At 36.6% G+C, this 15,253-nt stretch carries 14 protein-coding genes; 2 read left to right on the top strand and 12 right to left on the bottom strand.

Going from position 1 to position 15,253, the window contains the following annotated elements; all coding sequences use genetic code 11:
• Positions 1–5: 5 nt before the first annotated feature.
• From FW768_RS03390 to FW768_RS03365, 6 genes are all read right to left on the bottom strand, one after another.
• Positions 6–917 (bottom strand): DNA adenine methylase, encoded by a 912-nt coding sequence (locus FW768_RS03390; RefSeq protein WP_153392398.1) that lies wholly within the window; start codon positions 915–917, stop codon positions 6–8.
• Entirely contained in the window at positions 895–1,224 is a 330-nt protein-coding gene (locus FW768_RS03385; RefSeq protein ID WP_153392396.1) for a helix-turn-helix domain-containing protein, read from the bottom strand. The genes FW768_RS03390 and FW768_RS03385 overlap by 23 nt, the downstream gene beginning before the upstream one ends.
• A gap of 857 nt (positions 1,225–2,081) precedes the next feature.
• A complete protein-coding gene (locus FW768_RS03380; protein ID WP_153392394.1) occupies positions 2,082–2,366 on the bottom strand; it encodes a bacteriocin-like protein in 285 nt (94 codons plus the stop codon).
• Between the two features lie 437 nt (positions 2,367–2,803).
• Positions 2,804–3,397 carry a TlpA family protein disulfide reductase gene (locus tag FW768_RS03375; RefSeq protein ID WP_153392392.1) on the bottom strand — a complete coding sequence of 198 codons (594 nt, stop codon included), beginning with the start codon at positions 3,395–3,397 and terminating at the stop codon, positions 2,804–2,806.
• A gap of 8 nt (positions 3,398–3,405) precedes the next feature.
• On the bottom strand, positions 3,406–3,942 hold the full coding sequence (locus FW768_RS03370) for a TlpA family protein disulfide reductase (protein ID WP_310000388.1): 537 nt from the start codon (positions 3,940–3,942) through the stop codon (positions 3,406–3,408).
• A 185-nt stretch (positions 3,943–4,127) separates the two neighbouring features.
• Positions 4,128–4,532, bottom strand: a complete 405-nt coding sequence (locus FW768_RS03365) for a hypothetical protein (RefSeq protein WP_153392390.1) — start codon at positions 4,530–4,532, stop codon at positions 4,128–4,130.
• 183 nt (positions 4,533–4,715) lie between these two features.
• Here FW768_RS03365 and FW768_RS03360 point away from each other — a divergent pair, with 183 nt between their 5' ends.
• Positions 4,716–5,504 (top strand): XRE family transcriptional regulator, encoded by a 789-nt coding sequence (locus FW768_RS03360; protein WP_153392388.1) that lies wholly within the window; start codon positions 4,716–4,718, stop codon positions 5,502–5,504.
• A gap of 49 nt (positions 5,505–5,553) precedes the next feature.
• Here FW768_RS03360 and FW768_RS03355 read toward each other — a convergent pair whose 3' ends face one another.
• The 3 genes from FW768_RS03355 to FW768_RS03345 form a co-directional block, all read right to left on the bottom strand.
• Entirely contained in the window at positions 5,554–6,570 is a 1,017-nt protein-coding gene (locus FW768_RS03355; RefSeq protein ID WP_196782919.1) for an alpha/beta hydrolase, read from the bottom strand.
• A gap of 155 nt (positions 6,571–6,725) precedes the next feature.
• Positions 6,726–7,163 (bottom strand): hypothetical protein, encoded by a 438-nt coding sequence (locus FW768_RS03350; protein ID WP_153392386.1) that lies wholly within the window; start codon positions 7,161–7,163, stop codon positions 6,726–6,728.
• Between the two features lie 9 nt (positions 7,164–7,172).
• Positions 7,173–7,784, bottom strand: coding sequence for a class I SAM-dependent methyltransferase (locus tag FW768_RS03345; RefSeq protein WP_153392385.1), 612 nt, complete (start codon positions 7,782–7,784; stop codon positions 7,173–7,175).
• A 171-nt stretch (positions 7,785–7,955) separates the two neighbouring features.
• Between FW768_RS03345 and FW768_RS03340 the strand changes: the two genes are divergently transcribed.
• Positions 7,956–8,447 (top strand): hypothetical protein, encoded by a 492-nt coding sequence (locus FW768_RS03340; protein WP_153392383.1) that lies wholly within the window; start codon positions 7,956–7,958, stop codon positions 8,445–8,447.
• Positions 8,448–8,778: 331 nt separating this feature from the next.
• Here FW768_RS03340 and FW768_RS03335 read toward each other — a convergent pair whose 3' ends face one another.
• From FW768_RS03335 to cysI, 3 genes are all read right to left on the bottom strand, one after another.
• A complete protein-coding gene (locus FW768_RS03335) occupies positions 8,779–10,299 on the bottom strand; it encodes a TSUP family transporter (protein WP_153392381.1) in 1,521 nt (506 codons plus the stop codon).
• Positions 10,300–10,304: 5 nt separating this feature from the next.
• Positions 10,305–13,181 carry a TonB-dependent receptor gene (locus FW768_RS03330; protein ID WP_153392379.1) on the bottom strand — a complete coding sequence of 959 codons (2,877 nt, stop codon included), beginning with the start codon at positions 13,179–13,181 and terminating at the stop codon, positions 10,305–10,307.
• 372 nt (positions 13,182–13,553) lie between these two features.
• Entirely contained in the window at positions 13,554–15,230 is a 1,677-nt protein-coding gene (cysI, locus tag FW768_RS03325; protein WP_153392377.1) for an assimilatory sulfite reductase (NADPH) hemoprotein subunit, read from the bottom strand.
• Positions 15,231–15,253 lie beyond the last annotated feature (23 nt).

Here is a 15,253-nt window from a genome sequence, read left to right as displayed (position 1 = left end):
GAAGTTTAGAGCGTTAATTCTTTATTTAATTTTAATGCTTCAACCTGTTGTTCAGCAATGTTTCCATAATTGGAAATTAAAATATGAGAAGCAGAAGTCTTAAAACGGTTTCGGATATTGACAGAATACGATTTTCCATATTCATCCACAATCATATCTCCGTACAATTTTTCAGTTAACGGAGTCCGCCCAATAACCATCAATGCCTTGCATTTTAATTGTTTGTATGCATTGGCTAACTCAGTGTGATTTTTCTCATCAAAACCTCCGTCTTTATATTCTACATTTCCATAATCAGAAAAAGTACAGTCATAAGGAGGGTCTAAAAACATAAAATCATCTTCTTCTGCCATTTCAAAAATAGCCTGGTAATCAAGGTTATAAATGTCAGTATTCGTAAGCAATTGGCTGTGAGCTTCTGTTACCAAAGCGGTATTAAAATTGACATACCTGCCATAAGGAACATTAAATTCTCCCCTCGAATTGTAACGAATCATACCTGAATAAGCTGTTTTATTGATGAAGAAGTAGAGCAAAGCATCTGAATATCTTTTCTCCGCCAGATCATTAAACATATCTCTGAGCTGATAGTAAAGAGCTTCGTTATGATCCGTAACTCTTTCATTGGGTGTTAAAGCTTTTAATTCTTCAAACTGCTTTCTGTTGGTACGGTAGATTTCCTCAATTTCTGAAAGCTCGCGCTGTAAAGTTTCAAAATCAGTTCTTACACCTTTATAAAATGTCATCAGCTTTGAATTGATGTCATTAATAATCGCTTTTTGAGGCTCAAGGTGAAAGAACATGGCTCCGCCGCCAAAAAAAGGTTCAATGTAGCGGCCGTTAAATTCCGGGATATGTTTTTTTAAGTGTGGAATTTCCTTTGATTTTCCGCCTCTATATTTTACTAGTGGTTTCATGTTCTGTTTTAGAATGTTGGTGAATAGCGATGTTTTCTGCCACAACACTAAGAATTTGTGCTGCTTCATCTTCTTCGGCAATAATATTATAAACTTTGTCTGCTGACCACAATCTAAGGAGTTCTTTTGTATCAGCTTGTAATAAGTTTCCGAGAACGATAACCTGTTCACGTTTTGCCTGTCTGTCGCCTTTTTCGATTTTACAATAGGTTGCTGTGTCAATTTCCAAAATGGAAGCTAACTGTCTTTGGGGAATCTGCTGTTGCTCCCTAAGCATTCTGAGTTTGGAACCAAATATACTTGACATTTTTTATCTTGACATTATTTGGCAAATATAATGATTAATTTTCATCCCAGGATTTCTGTTAATCGAGAATTACATGAAAAGATGAAATAGAATAAAAGGCTTTAAAATTAGAATTCAATAATTCCTATAATTTATATTATGTTAAATTGTAATTGTTTCTATATAAAACATTCTGTTGGATCCTCAAATTAGATCCTTTTCACAGTCTCCTGTACAGTCCCATGTAAAGCTTGAAAATTTATATACGATTCTCAGCGATTAGAGATTTAAAGATTTCAGAACTTAAATTTATAAACCTTTGGATCACAATAAGAATTTCATGAAATTTTAATAAATCTGCCAGATTAGCCAAATCAACGAGAGAAAAAAATTTCAGACTTTATCTAAGCAAAGTTTTTATTTCCTTGGTTTCTGCAAAGCAATTTTCAAAAACAATAACCCTATAATAATCAATAAGAAAATTACCAGATACCTTTCCCAGGATTTGCTGTTCTCAGAATTTTGAGTATCACCATAGAAACTTTTCTTTTCAGATAAATTCATTGATGAATGATGATCTTCCCGGTCGCTGCCTCCGCAAATTCCGCAGCTGCCACCATTTTTAGCACAATGTTTACAATAATTACAGGTTTCGCAGGCGCTGCAATATTCACTGCCTGTGCATTTTCCGCGCCCATAGATCAATTGAAAGTTAAATATCAGAGCTAAAATAAGTAATAATAAAGATCTCATCGTATGCAGTCATGGTTACTATTTTAAAAATACGAAAAGAACAGTTTAAGTCAAAAACGGGAAACCGTAAAAAAACCGCTCTGAAAAGAGCGGTATAATTTTTAATGTCAGTGCTTTTTTGCTTCTTAGCAAGTAGATCCGCACTCAAGTAATTTGATGTGAACAACACCATTAATTACACACTGAGTCTGGCATAGAGCGTTTCCAACAACGGTAGTTACACCGCCAACAACTCCACCAACGGTAGAACCTACTCCACCTACTACTCCACCAACGATGGTTCCTACACCGCCAACTACTCCACCTACTACTCCGCCTAATCCGCCAAGTAGTCCTCCGATTGGATCAAGTAGTCCGTTTCCTGAAATAGCTTTTAATTCGTTTCTGTCTAGTTTTTTTAGATTTTTCATGATATAATTTTATATGATTAATACATCACTAAAATATGAAAAATAATAATAAGTCAAAATATTTTTAAATAAAATAATTATATTTTTTTATTATTTAATATTTCGTTAATATAACTCAAATTTATTGAATTATTCATTTTATTATTTATCTGATTGATTTTAATTATGTTAAATGCCAACTTATGCACTTCGAAATGTTGAATTAATATTAAGAGGCTTATAACGATTATGTAAAGTTTAAATTTTTCTGAAGCCATTTCAGACCAGCAAGCCCTTTTTTAGACCAGATTTGATCTCCAAAATTTGATGCTGACTTCACTATCCGGAGATTATATTGAAAAAAAAATGAACCGTTTTGTGGTCTTTTTAAAGATTAATCAGTTAAAGCAAAAGCCTCTCCGGAATACAGAGAGGCCTTTATAAAATTATTTAAAGTATTAGTTATCCTTTAAAAGTAAATCCATTTGATCATAAAACGAGGTTTTACTATAATCTGCCATTCCTGTATGATGCAGTCTTATTTTACCCTGCTTATCCAAAACAACAGTAGTGGGCAGTGATCCGCTGTAATATTCTTTTGGAATATTCTCTACAGGCGTCAGAAACGGAAGGGTAAACTGATTATCCGTTAAATAAATTTTTCCCAGTTCAGGATTATCATCGAGATTTATGGTAAGAAATACCATATCCGGATGAGCCTTATATTTCTCATACAATTTCTGAATGGAAGGAAATTCTGCTCTGCACGGTGGACACCAGGATGCCCAGAAATTAATAAAGACTACCTTTCCCTTCAGCTGTGAAGTATTGAAAACCTCTCCTTTTTCATCCGTTACTTTAAAATGGACAGATGCAGACTTCGTTTCATCAGATGTAGGGGAATCTTTAATACTGGAATTAAAGATTCCGGTTGCTATCATCTGCCGCATCAGCCACGCTTTGGCATCCGGGCTTACTAAAAGGATTATAAAAATAGCTGCTAAAGTTAAGGTAGACCAGTTTTTCTTGATCCATATTTTTGTATTCTTCATGATGTGTTTTACTTTTCAGATAATTCTTTTAATGCCTGATAGATTTCATCTTCTCCAAAATCTCTCATCCCCTGAATATTGGCTTCCAGTTTTCCCTGTTTATTATAGATGAGTGTTGTAGGAACTACATTCTTGAATAAGGATGACGGAATCTTGCTTCCGGCAATATGAACGGGCAGATCCAGATTACGCTGTTTCATAAACTTTTTTGCTTTGCTCAGGTTGGATTCTATGTTCAGCATGATAAAAACGATTTCGTCATTCTTAAATTTGTTTTTAAGGCTCTGGATAGAAGGCATTTCCTCAATACATGGTCTACACCAGGTTGCCCAGAAATTAATAAAGACAATTTTTCCTTTTAAATCACTTAATGATATTTTCTTCCCGTCTTCCTGGATGAAGATAAGATCATCCTCTGAATCCACAGCTGTTTCCTTCTGTGAAAATCTTTGTGATTGCATTTTACTTTTTCCCGGAACCATCTGATAGGAAGTTAAGAAAATAAATAATAGAACAATGGATTTTATATTATGAATGTTTTTCATTTTTTTATTGTTTGATTTCTGATTTTATTGTAGTGTGAAATATCTCTGCACAGCCAATGGATAGTTTTTCAGAAAACTATTTCTTTAAGCCAGATACAAAGAGATTATCTTACTGACTGAAAATTAAGTCAGTAAAGCCGGAATTAATCATTAATTGATTCCGGGCGGATATATAAATCAGGAAATCAAATGATAAGTTTACGGTACCTCAGGAAAATAGGGAGATCGTTTTCCAGTTTAGAGCTACTGTAAAAAGGATGTTTTTGAAATTTAGACCATAGAAAAGCTCCGCAGAAAATAATAAATGCAAACGCTGTTAGCTCAGGAAGATCAGAAAAAGAAAAATCTTTACTGTTCTGTTCCTTGGTAAGAATTTCTTTATCCTTACAGATTTTGCATACCGACGGAGCGGGATTCTGATATTTTTTTTCTTTGGTAGGCGAAGATTGGGAAACCGGTGCACAGCCAAAATTCAGTAATTGTCTGATGCTGTTTTTGATAGCGCATGAAGAAATAAGGATACAAAAAGTAAAGACCACTGCTAAAATGGCTCTGAACTTTTGGGGTATATGCTGTTTCTCAAAAATCATCAGGCAAATATTATATTATTTGATATAACAGCCAAAATATTAACATATTTTATCATCTATTTTTACATGAACATCATATATAGGAAAAGCGCAAGTAAATTTCTTTATTTCCTGCGGTAAAACCAGTCTTAATCATTGATAAACGAAATCAAATTTCGTATTTTTGCCTACATACTTTTATCAATGTCAATTTTTTCAAATAATATACGCTTTTTAAGAGCTAAAAGAAAGCTATCCCAACAAAATGTAGCCGATGAATTAACGATCTCCAGAGTCCGGTATTCCAAATATGAAAACGGAATATCAGAACCTCCTATCGAGCTGCTGATAAAAATATCCAAATACTTTCATGTAAGTATTGATTTGCTGCTCTCGGTAGATATTGAGAAATATCCGATAGACGAAATGCTGAAGCTTCCGGATAACAGGATTGTTCTTCCAGTTGCTGTAGATACTCATGGAAATGATACCATTGAAATCATTCCCCAGAAGGCCTCTATGGGATATCTGGAGGGTTACAGCGACGTAGATTATATTGAAAGTCTTCAGCGTATAGCACTTCCTTTCCTCACTAACGGAAAATACAGAGCCTTCCCTGCAGACGGAGATTCTATGCCTCCTTTCAGAAGCGGTTCTTATATTGTAGGAAAATATGTGGAAGGCATCAATGAATTAAAACCGGGAAAAACCTATGTTTTTGTCACCTTAAATGATGGAATTACCTATAAACGTTTTAAAGAAAAGAAAGAAAATGCGATCTGTGTAAGTGCTGATAATTCTTTTTATGAGCCTTATGATATTCCTTTTGAGGAAGTTGTGGAGATATGGCAGTATGCTTCAGGAATTTTCCCGGAAGATTTTGAACCCGGAGATTATGAAAGCTATAATTTTAAGGAAATGTTCCGTGAACTGAGGCAGGATATCAGGGAATTAGACCGTAAGGTTACTGTCCGCCGCAGAAAACAATCATAGATACAAGATATTTTGCCGGCCTACTTTATGAAGTAAGCCGGCATTTAATTTATTTTGATTCTGGAATAACATTGATCGTTTGCAGCCATCTTTCAACAAGCTTTTCCCAATCTGCAATGGGCAGTTTATTCCAATTGGGTATTTTTTGTGCTGATTCGTTGAGACCAAATGCATGTCCTCCTTCTGCATAAATATGATATTCTGTTTTTACGCCTGCTTTCTGTAATGCCATATAGTAAACCAAAGAATTTTTAATATTATCGATATTATCATTTCCTGCGTGTAAAATAAAAGTTGGAGGTGTATTTTTATTGACAGGAATTGTTGGGTTCAGCTCATAGGGTTTAGAAGTGTGAAAAGTCATATGCCCCGGATAAAAAACAATACCAAAATCGGGTTTGCAGCTGATTTGATCTGTAGTATCAGAAATCGGGTATACCCTTTTCTCATAATTGGTACTTACTTCTGCCACCAGATGTCCACCGGCAGAAAATCCCATAACGCCTATTTTATTGGGATCAATATTCCATTCTTTAGCCTGAGAGCGTACTAAGCCAATTGTTCTTTGTGCATCCTGTAATGCTAAAGGTTTAATAGGGTCTTTTTCACAGCGGCAATCTTTATTGTAATGCGGGCCGGAAGCCGGAACTCGATATTTTAGTAAAATCCCTGTAACGCCAATTGATGCCAGCCACTCGCACACTTCGGAACCTTCTAATTCTATAGCTAATTTATTATAACCACCTCCGGGAAAAACTATAACTGCCGTTCCGGTATTATTATTCTTAGGTTTGTAAATTGTTATGGTTGGGTTGGAAACATTTGAGACCATCCCGTCATTGTATATTTCAGTTCCCTGAACCAATTCTGCATAAGGAATTTTTGTCCAAATAGGAATCTGCTTTTGCTCTTGCCAGGGTTTGAACGGTTCAATGACTGTCTCCTTCTTTTCTTTTTCCTTTTCTACCACTTTATTTTTTTTACTCTGGGTGCAGGAGAACATGAAACAGACACCCAAAATTGAGGGAATAATCTTTGTTGAAAACCTATTCTTTAGTCGTTTCATTTTGTGCTGAGTATTTATAATAAAAGCTTTGTAAACAGTAATCAATATACAAAATTTTGACTATACTCAAATTGATTTAAACGAAAAATACGCTATACATCAGTGATTTATCTGTAAAATGAAGGTTTTGTTTCATTTTTTGACTGGCATCAGCTTTAATAATAGAAATGATGGGTGAAAAAGTAGATATACGAATTTTCAGTTTCTATAATAAAGCTGATTTCACTGTCGTAATTGGTTCTGACGGTATCTCTGGCTTCATAGATATATTGAATTTCTCCATCCATATATTTTTTAATTTCCAGATTCAACTTCCATAAGGTTTGAAAATTATCAATACTCTCCAGTACCGTCTTTTGGTCTGTGGGAATGAGTTGTATACAGCTCATATCATATTCGTCCAGGCCCGATGCTCCCATGGTGGAAATAAGGAAGGAAACAAGGTCCGGAATATCTTTTTTCAAAGAGCGGATTAGTTTGAAAATAATTTCATCCCGGTTAAAAGTGGCTTCAGTGATATTTGTTTTCGGAATGAGAAAGTCGAGATTACGATTTTTCAACCTTTCCGACATCATAACAGGATCAAATGGCATGGTAAGAATTTATATTTTTTTAAATCCGCAAAACTGGAAATTCTGTACAGTGTCAAAAGGAGTATGGTGATCTTCCGTAAAACATTTTACAGCTTCAAAGTTCTGGCTAAACCTTTCTTTCATTGTTGTTTCGGAATATTGTCTGATCTCCAGTCCGCTGCATTTCTGAGGACCGTTTTCTGAAAATGTTCCTAATAAAAAATGACCATTTTCGGGAATGGATCTGTTTATTAAAGCAACGTATTTTTCAATGTCTTCTTTATCGGTAAGGAAATGAAAAACAGCTCTGTCATACCAGAAATCAAACGGTATTTCATTCTTAAATTCTGTAATATCTGAAACAATCCAGTGTATTTTTTCGGCTTTACTGCCTAAACGTTGTTTTGCTTTTTCCAGTGCGGTCTCAGAAATATCCAATACCCAGATGTTTTCATATCCCTTTTCCAGCAATGAATCGGCAAAATTACTTTCGCCACCGCCAATATCAATAATTCTGGCTGTTTTTGGAAGTTGAAGCTGTTCTAAATACTTCATCGCTGTTTCAGGATATTTCTGTGTCCAGCTTACCTCCTGTGATGATTTGGTTGAAAATACCTTTTCCCAATGCTCTTTATTTTTCATTTCTAAGGAATTTATGATGAATACCTTTGCAATATTAAGTTTTAAAACTGTAAAAACTGCTAAATGTATTGTTTTTATGCTCCCATAAAAGATGTTATTTGGGAAACATTGTATTATCATTTGGAATACAAGTAATAAAAATATTATTTTTGGCACAAGAAAAGACCCATTATGCTGAATGATGCTTCCCATAAGCTGATTCCGATGACCGATTTTGTCATTGAGTACTACTCAAATGAAGGATATGCCGATCTTCAGACATTAAAAATGATGAAAAATTATGCTGGTTTTTTACGTCAGCGCCTGACGCTTGGGATGTTTGTACCTGTAGATCCTCAGGGAAACATTCTGAAAGAACCTAAAAACTATACTGCATGGAAATCACTTGAGCACAATGATGGCAAAAGAAGTGATACCGCCGGATTTGAAGAACAGATACAATATCAGGCAGCGGAGAAAAAATGTTTGTTTGATGGCTTTAAAGTTGATTATAACGGCTATTCAAAGGTTAGAATTATTGCAGTTTATGATCCTTCTATAGAATTATCCTTTAATAAAAATGATTTATTCCCTTCAGGATTCAATGATGTTGAGTCATTGACTGTTTTTGATGATATTTACCTTACCAAAAGTGCTTTACAACTCATCGGAATAAGGGTGTAAATCGATTTTTTCTGATCAATAAATACAAAATGCCCTCTTTATCATAATCGATAAAGGGGGCATACATTCTTATTTAACCTCAGAGTTCGGGATAAGAATTTTTGATTTATGAGCTTGGAAGCAGGGAGATGGAAGAGGGAAGTTTTGAAGGTCATCAATAATAGATTGCCCTCTTTTTTAGTAATTTGATTTTACGGAGGTTTTCAGTATCTATAACTAAAAGTAACTTCCAGCCTCCTTCTTCCATCTTCCCACCTTTTATATTTAAACTCCTTAATCCGAATTCAGATTATTTATTTGAAAATCAACTATTTTCTGTTCTGCTTATATGTTATAATAGCGATTTCATTATCGTTATAAGACTCATCAGAATGACTACTACTCCAACAATCACGAACATTTTTTTGGTAGGAAGCTTTGAGGTAAGCATGGCAGAAAACGGAGCTGTAAAAACACCGCCCAACAATAATCCCAGTACAATATTCCAGTGGTGAATGCCAATGGTAAAGATAAAAGTGACAGCACTGGTAACGGTCAGTAAGAATTTAGCTACCGTGGAACTTCCCACAACATAGCGGGGAATTCTTCCTTCTTTAATCAGCGTCCCGGTTACTAACGGCCCCCATCCGCCTCCTGCAAAAGAATCTATAAAGCCTCCTGCCAATCCTAATACTCTGAGATTGGTTCTTTTCTGCTTTGCCTTAGGCTGGTTGGATTTTTTGCTTTTAAAAGCATTTCTCAGGATGTTTAATCCCAGATATAAGGTATAGCAGGCAATGATGGGCTTTACAATATGAGCATAATGTTCCCCATAGTGAGAAAGCGTTAATGCTCCGATAATAGAGCCAACAATAGCTAACGGAAACAATACCCACACCATTTTTTTATTCACATTTCCTAATTTGTAATGACTGAAGCTTCCCGCTGCAGTAGTGAAAGATTCTGCGGAATGAATACTTGCACTGACAACAGGCGGCGGCACATTAAGCAGTAAAAGTATGGTAGTACATATGACGCCATATCCCATGCCCATTGATCCGGCAACAATTTCTGCCAGAAAACCGGCCAATAACATCCAGTAAAAAATATGCCCGTCTTTATTCAGAAAATACTGAATATTTCCGGAAAGGTTGAATTGATAGACCACCAATCCCAATATTCCGAACAAAAGTAAAACGCCTATGACGGCCAGATAGATATTGGCTTTTCTTTGAGCAATTTTGGTGATATTGATGAGCTTCTCAATTTCCATATTGGATTTTGCAGGAGAAGCTTCATCACCAGAAAGATATTGAGTTGTTATTTTGTTAAGCTCTGCAACCTTATAATCGAAGTCTCCTTTTAACTGATCGCGTATGTTCTGCATATTGTCCAGTACATGATCCATTTCATCAGGGATGGTATCTGTAAAGGTCTCTCTTAATCTTTTTGCGATAGTAGGAGATTTTCCATTCGTGGAGATGGCAATTTTAAGATTTCCTTTCTTAACAATGGAGCCCAGGTAAAAATCACACAGATTGGGTTTATCGGCAATATTAACCAGTACATTTTTCTGATGGGCATGATCCCGGATCTGTGCTGCTAAATCAATATCATTTACAGCAATAATAGCAAGGTCAATAGTCGTAAAATCATTGATATGGTAAGGCCTTTCATGCAATATGATATTCGGAAACTCATGTTGTAAAGTTCTGATCTCCGGAATAATTTCTTTTGCCACCAGTTTTATAGGGGTCTCAGGGGAATTTCTGAGTACTGACTCTAACTTTTCAAGGGAAACTTTGCCACCACCAATGATGAGTAATGACAAAGTTTCAAGTTTTAAGAATATGGGATATAAAGAATTACTCATCTTGATTATAGTTTTAGATCATAGGTAAAAGCGAGATAATATAATCCTCCTATTTCAGGACCTGCTGCATACTGAAAATATCGGTGGTTCAGTAAGTTCGTTGCTCCTATTTTCACATGAGCATTGATTTCCGGAATTTTCCAGGTAGCCTGTGCATCAATCGTATAATAAGCCGGAATTTTCCCCGAAGCTAAGGGGCTTTCCCACATAAAACTGTTCTGCCATCTTGCTACGACCGTAAATCCAATGTTTTTTACTATTTCTCTGTTTCCTACGCTTACATTTACCATCCATTTCGGAGTATTGAAAGCGGTAATGAACAGATCCGATGTATTGTTGGAAGCAAGATCATTATAAGAAACATTGGTATTGATATTATAATTTCCCGTTATATTATAGCGGATTCCTAATGAAGAACCGTAGCTTTTGTACGTACTGTTACTGTTGGTATATACCCTGTAACGGTCCTGCTTACTTCGGTCAAGCATGGCAAGAATAGCGGTATTACTTCCTACCTGACTGTTTTTGGGAACAGCAACTTCCACCTGCCCAAGAAATCCTTCGTAGATATTATAATAGAAATCCCAGTCCAGAACCAGTTTGCTATTAAAAAAAACAGATTTATACCCTACTTCAAATGAGTTGATTTTTTCTGGCTGTAATTTTTGAAGGCTGGCAACGGTTAAAAGCTGTCTGTTATCCTGGGCTGCCTGGCTTTGGCTTTTTCCTCCGTCTATATCAGCATTAACGGCAGAAGTGAATTTGTCGATAGAGGCTAATGTATATGAGTTTTCCAGATACCCTAATCCTTCATTCACTTTTGAAAGACCTCCTACTCTTCTTACATTTCCGTTGTTAACGAATGAAAGGGCCTCAAACAATGACGGAAAACGATATCCGTTCTGAAAAGATGCTCTGAAATTATGCTGATTAACCGGAGAGTAAACTACGCTTATTCTGGGATTCAGCTTGGCCTCAAATTCCGGGTTTCTGTCAATGCGTAAAGCGGCGTTCAGCTTTAATTTGTCATTAAAAAATACTTTAGTAATCTGCGCAAAAGCTCCATATTTCTGATAAATAACGTCTTTCCCGAATGTTCCCTCAGCTAAAGGAATATTTCTTTCATTAACAGGCCTGTTAAAATCAACAAAGTTATTTCCGTCGGGAGTGATGCTGTACAGACGGTAGTCAACACCAGCCAGAAGGTTAAATATTTTCACCAGTCTGCTGAAATCATAGGTCGCCTCACTCTGATAAAATCTGGATTTTTGTTCGAGTTTAGCTCCTCCCGTTGCGGGAGCACCTGCTATTCCTCCATTGGCAGAATCCCAATTATTAATTCCGATAATGGTATTTTTTAACTGCTCAAAAGCAGGAGTGCCGGGTACTGCTCTGTTTTTGTCGGCTTCTTTGCGTGCGAGAATAAAAGCATCATTAAGATTCACGCCTGCATTGAGGTTATTCTGTAATGTGGTCTGAAAGATATTTTTCCAGTTGTTATTGGAAAGGTTGGTTAGATCCAGATTATCTGCCAATGGCTTTAAATTGTAGGAATCCCCCGTGTTTTCAATAGATACATAGGTTCTAAAGGTAAATTCTTTACCTGTTAGCTCTACTTTATGATTCTGAACGGTAGCGTTTTGTAAACGAATCTTATTCCCTCTTTGGAAAGTCCCGTCCAGCAATCCGTAGCGATATACATACGATGCTTTCCATTGATCTCCGAAACGATAATATAACCCTGCATCAAATTTTATATTTTTTACTTCCGGGCTCACAAGGTCCTTTTCCAGATATCCTGTTCTGGAAACATTGAATGTGGTTGGTTTTCCGTTATAATCTACTTTTACAGCGACTCTGTTGTTTCTTTCATCACCATATTTATTCCAGAGATCTTCAGCGGGATTATTAGCTAAAGGGAAATTAGGATTAGCTGTAATGAATGAATTAGGATTCTGATCTGTGAGGTTGTTGGAAATCCAATCTGTTCCGGTGAAATAAGACGCATTGATTTTTACGGCAAAATTTTTATGAATCACTTTAGCAAACCGCAGTGCACTTTCTCCCAAAGTACTTATTTTATGATTGACATTGTCCACATGGTTAACTCCACCACGGAAATAAACGCTTAATCCTTCGGAAGTAAAAGGGTCTTTCGTTTGTAGGCTCGCCAATCCGTTGATGGCATTCATCCCGTATAATGCGGAGGCGGCACCGGGCGTCACTTCCATAGACTGGATGTCCAGTTCTGTAGGCCCGATAGCATTTCCAAGCGGCACACCCAATGTTGCAGATTGTACATCTACGCCATCCACCAGCTGCATAAATCTGAAATTATTTGGTGAATTGAATCCTCTGGAGTTGGGAATTTTCAACGTCAGACTGGAGGTTAAGAGCTGCAGCCCTTTTACATTTTCCAGTGTTTCATAAAAAGAGGCTGCCGGACTTTCCCTGATGGTTTTGATATCAATTTTTTCAATAGCTATCGGTGATCTCAATATTTTCTCAGGAATTCTTGATGCTGAAATAACCACAGCATCAATAATGGTATTCTGAGGATTAAGACCTACGGTTATTTTATTGGATGGAGAAAGAACTTCCACGGTTTGGCTGGTAAAGCCCTCTTTATTAATAACCACACGGAATGGAATGGTGACTCTGGTTCTTATCTTAAAGTTTCCGAGCGGGTCTGTTAATGCGGTATCTTCTGTGTTTTCGATCTGTACTTTTACAGAATCGAGGCCTTTGTGTGTGCCTGTATTTTTGATGCTTCCGCTTAATTCTATGAGCTGCTGCTGTGCTTCTGCCAGGTTAAAAGATAAAAAGGTAAAGGCAATAATACAGGCTTTTGGTAGAAGTTTTCCCTGTTTTTTGTTTTTCATTTTCTTCATTTTTTAGGTTGAGAATGAAGCTGTCTGAACTTTTTTAACTACAATAAGACACTAAAGTTTACTATTTAAAACACTTTAGTTCACTTAAGAAAGTTTAAAATAGTACCGCATAAAAGTTCACATAAGATGAAAACCTTTGATTTTCATAAAACTAAAGTGTACTTCATATGCACAAAGCCTGTCACTTAAAAAATACTTAAGTGTTTAAAATTCGTCGGACTTTGGTTTGAGGTTAAATAGAAAAGTTGAAACAGCTTTGATGTATTGTTATTGGAGAATCAACAACACATGCACATTCGCTGGCCTGAAAAAAGAGATTGGTTTTTGTTTTTGTTCAGATTATATTGAAAATTGGCCATATCTTTAATTTAAGGTTTGTAAATAACGGTATGAAAAATCACCAAATGTTTCTTCTGCGAGCCTTTTCTGTACATAAATTCCGAAAAGTTCATCCAGTGTGGTAAGAATTTCTTCTTCGCCTATATTTTCTTTAAATTTTGTATTAAGTCTCATTCCGAGTCTGTCGCCACCGATATGAAGGTTATATTTACCGTATGCCGTACCTACAAATCCGATTTCAGCATTAGGAGATCTTCCGCAGCCATTGGGACAGCCGGTCATACGGATTGTGATGTCTTCCTCTAAAAGACCATATTTTTCAAGAACCGGTTCTATTTTGGTTACCAGAGACGGCAAATACCGCTGTGCTTCCGCTAAAGCAAGGGAGCAGGTATTTAAAGCAACACAGGCAACAGAATTCTTACGAAGCGCACTGGCTTTTTCTGTGTATTCTGAAATGCCGTACTCCTGCAGAATATGGTCAACTTCTGCTTTGTCTGCTTCATTAATATCTGCGAGAATAAGATTCTGATTACAGGTAAAACGGAAATTAGCTTTTCCGGTCTGAGCAATCTTTAATAACCCTGATTTCAATGGGTATTCTTTGGTATCGAGAACTCTTCCGTGTTCAACAAACAGGGTGTAAAACCATTTTCCTTCATGATTCTGTAGCCATCCGTAACGGTCTTTTCTCTGCTCAAACTTAAATTCCCTGGCCGGTTCAAAGCGGAATCCTGCTCTCTTTTCCACTTCGGATCTGTACTGATCAATTCCGAGTTTGTCAATCGTATATTTTAACCTTGACAGCTTTCTGTCACTTCTGTTTCCGAAGTCTCTTTGTACGGTAATAATTTCATAGACCGCCTTCAATACTTTTTCTTCCGTATCTATAAATCCAAGCACAGAGGCCAGGCGGGCATACGTTGCTTCATTTCCGTGGGTAGCTCCCAATCCGCCTCCTGCCGCAATATTGTAACCGACGATTCTGTTGTTTTCAATAATGGCAATCAGGGCAATATCATTAATGAATACATCCACATCATTATTGGGAGGAACTGCAATTCCTATCTTTAATTTTCTTGGAAGATAGCGGTCCTGATAAAGAGGATCTTCTTCCGCTTTTCTGTTAACAATTAATTCGTCATCAATCCATATATCATAATAAGACTGGGTTTTAGGAAGGCACATTTCACTGATTTTTCCTGCCAGTTCGTAAGATTGCTGATGTAAAGGTGATTCTGAAGGATTGGCGGTACAGGTCACGTTTCTGTTAACATCTCCACAAGCTGCAATAGAATCAAGACGCTGAAGATTAAAACTCTGAATGGTTGGCTTTAAATGGGATTTCAAAATACCATGCAGCTGAATGGTCTGTCTTGTGGTGATTTTTATGGTTCCCGTTGAATGATCTTCTGCGGTTTCATTCAATCCTAGCCATTGTTCCGGAGTTAAAAAACCGCCGGGTAACCGCAGCCGGATCATATAGGAATACAACCATTCCAGCTTTTTGGAAACGCGTTCTTCCCTTCGGTCTCTGTCATCCTGCTGATACATTCCGTGGAATTTGATCAGGGTTTGATCATCTTCTCTGATGGCTCCTGTAAAATCATCGGAGAGACTGTCCTTTAATGTACCTCTAAGCCCGTTACTGCTCGTTTTTATTCTTTCTACCGGTGAAAGATTATCTTTATTGTTGCTCATACTTATTTCTTTTAATTTTATGG

It is taken from the genome of Chryseobacterium vaccae, from assembly GCF_009602705.1.
In the GTDB taxonomy this organism is placed as follows: Bacteria; Bacteroidota; Bacteroidia; order Flavobacteriales; family Weeksellaceae; genus Chryseobacterium; species Chryseobacterium vaccae.
The sequence above is the reverse complement of the archived record's forward strand: the minus strand, read 5'-3'. Positions and strand labels throughout refer to the sequence as shown.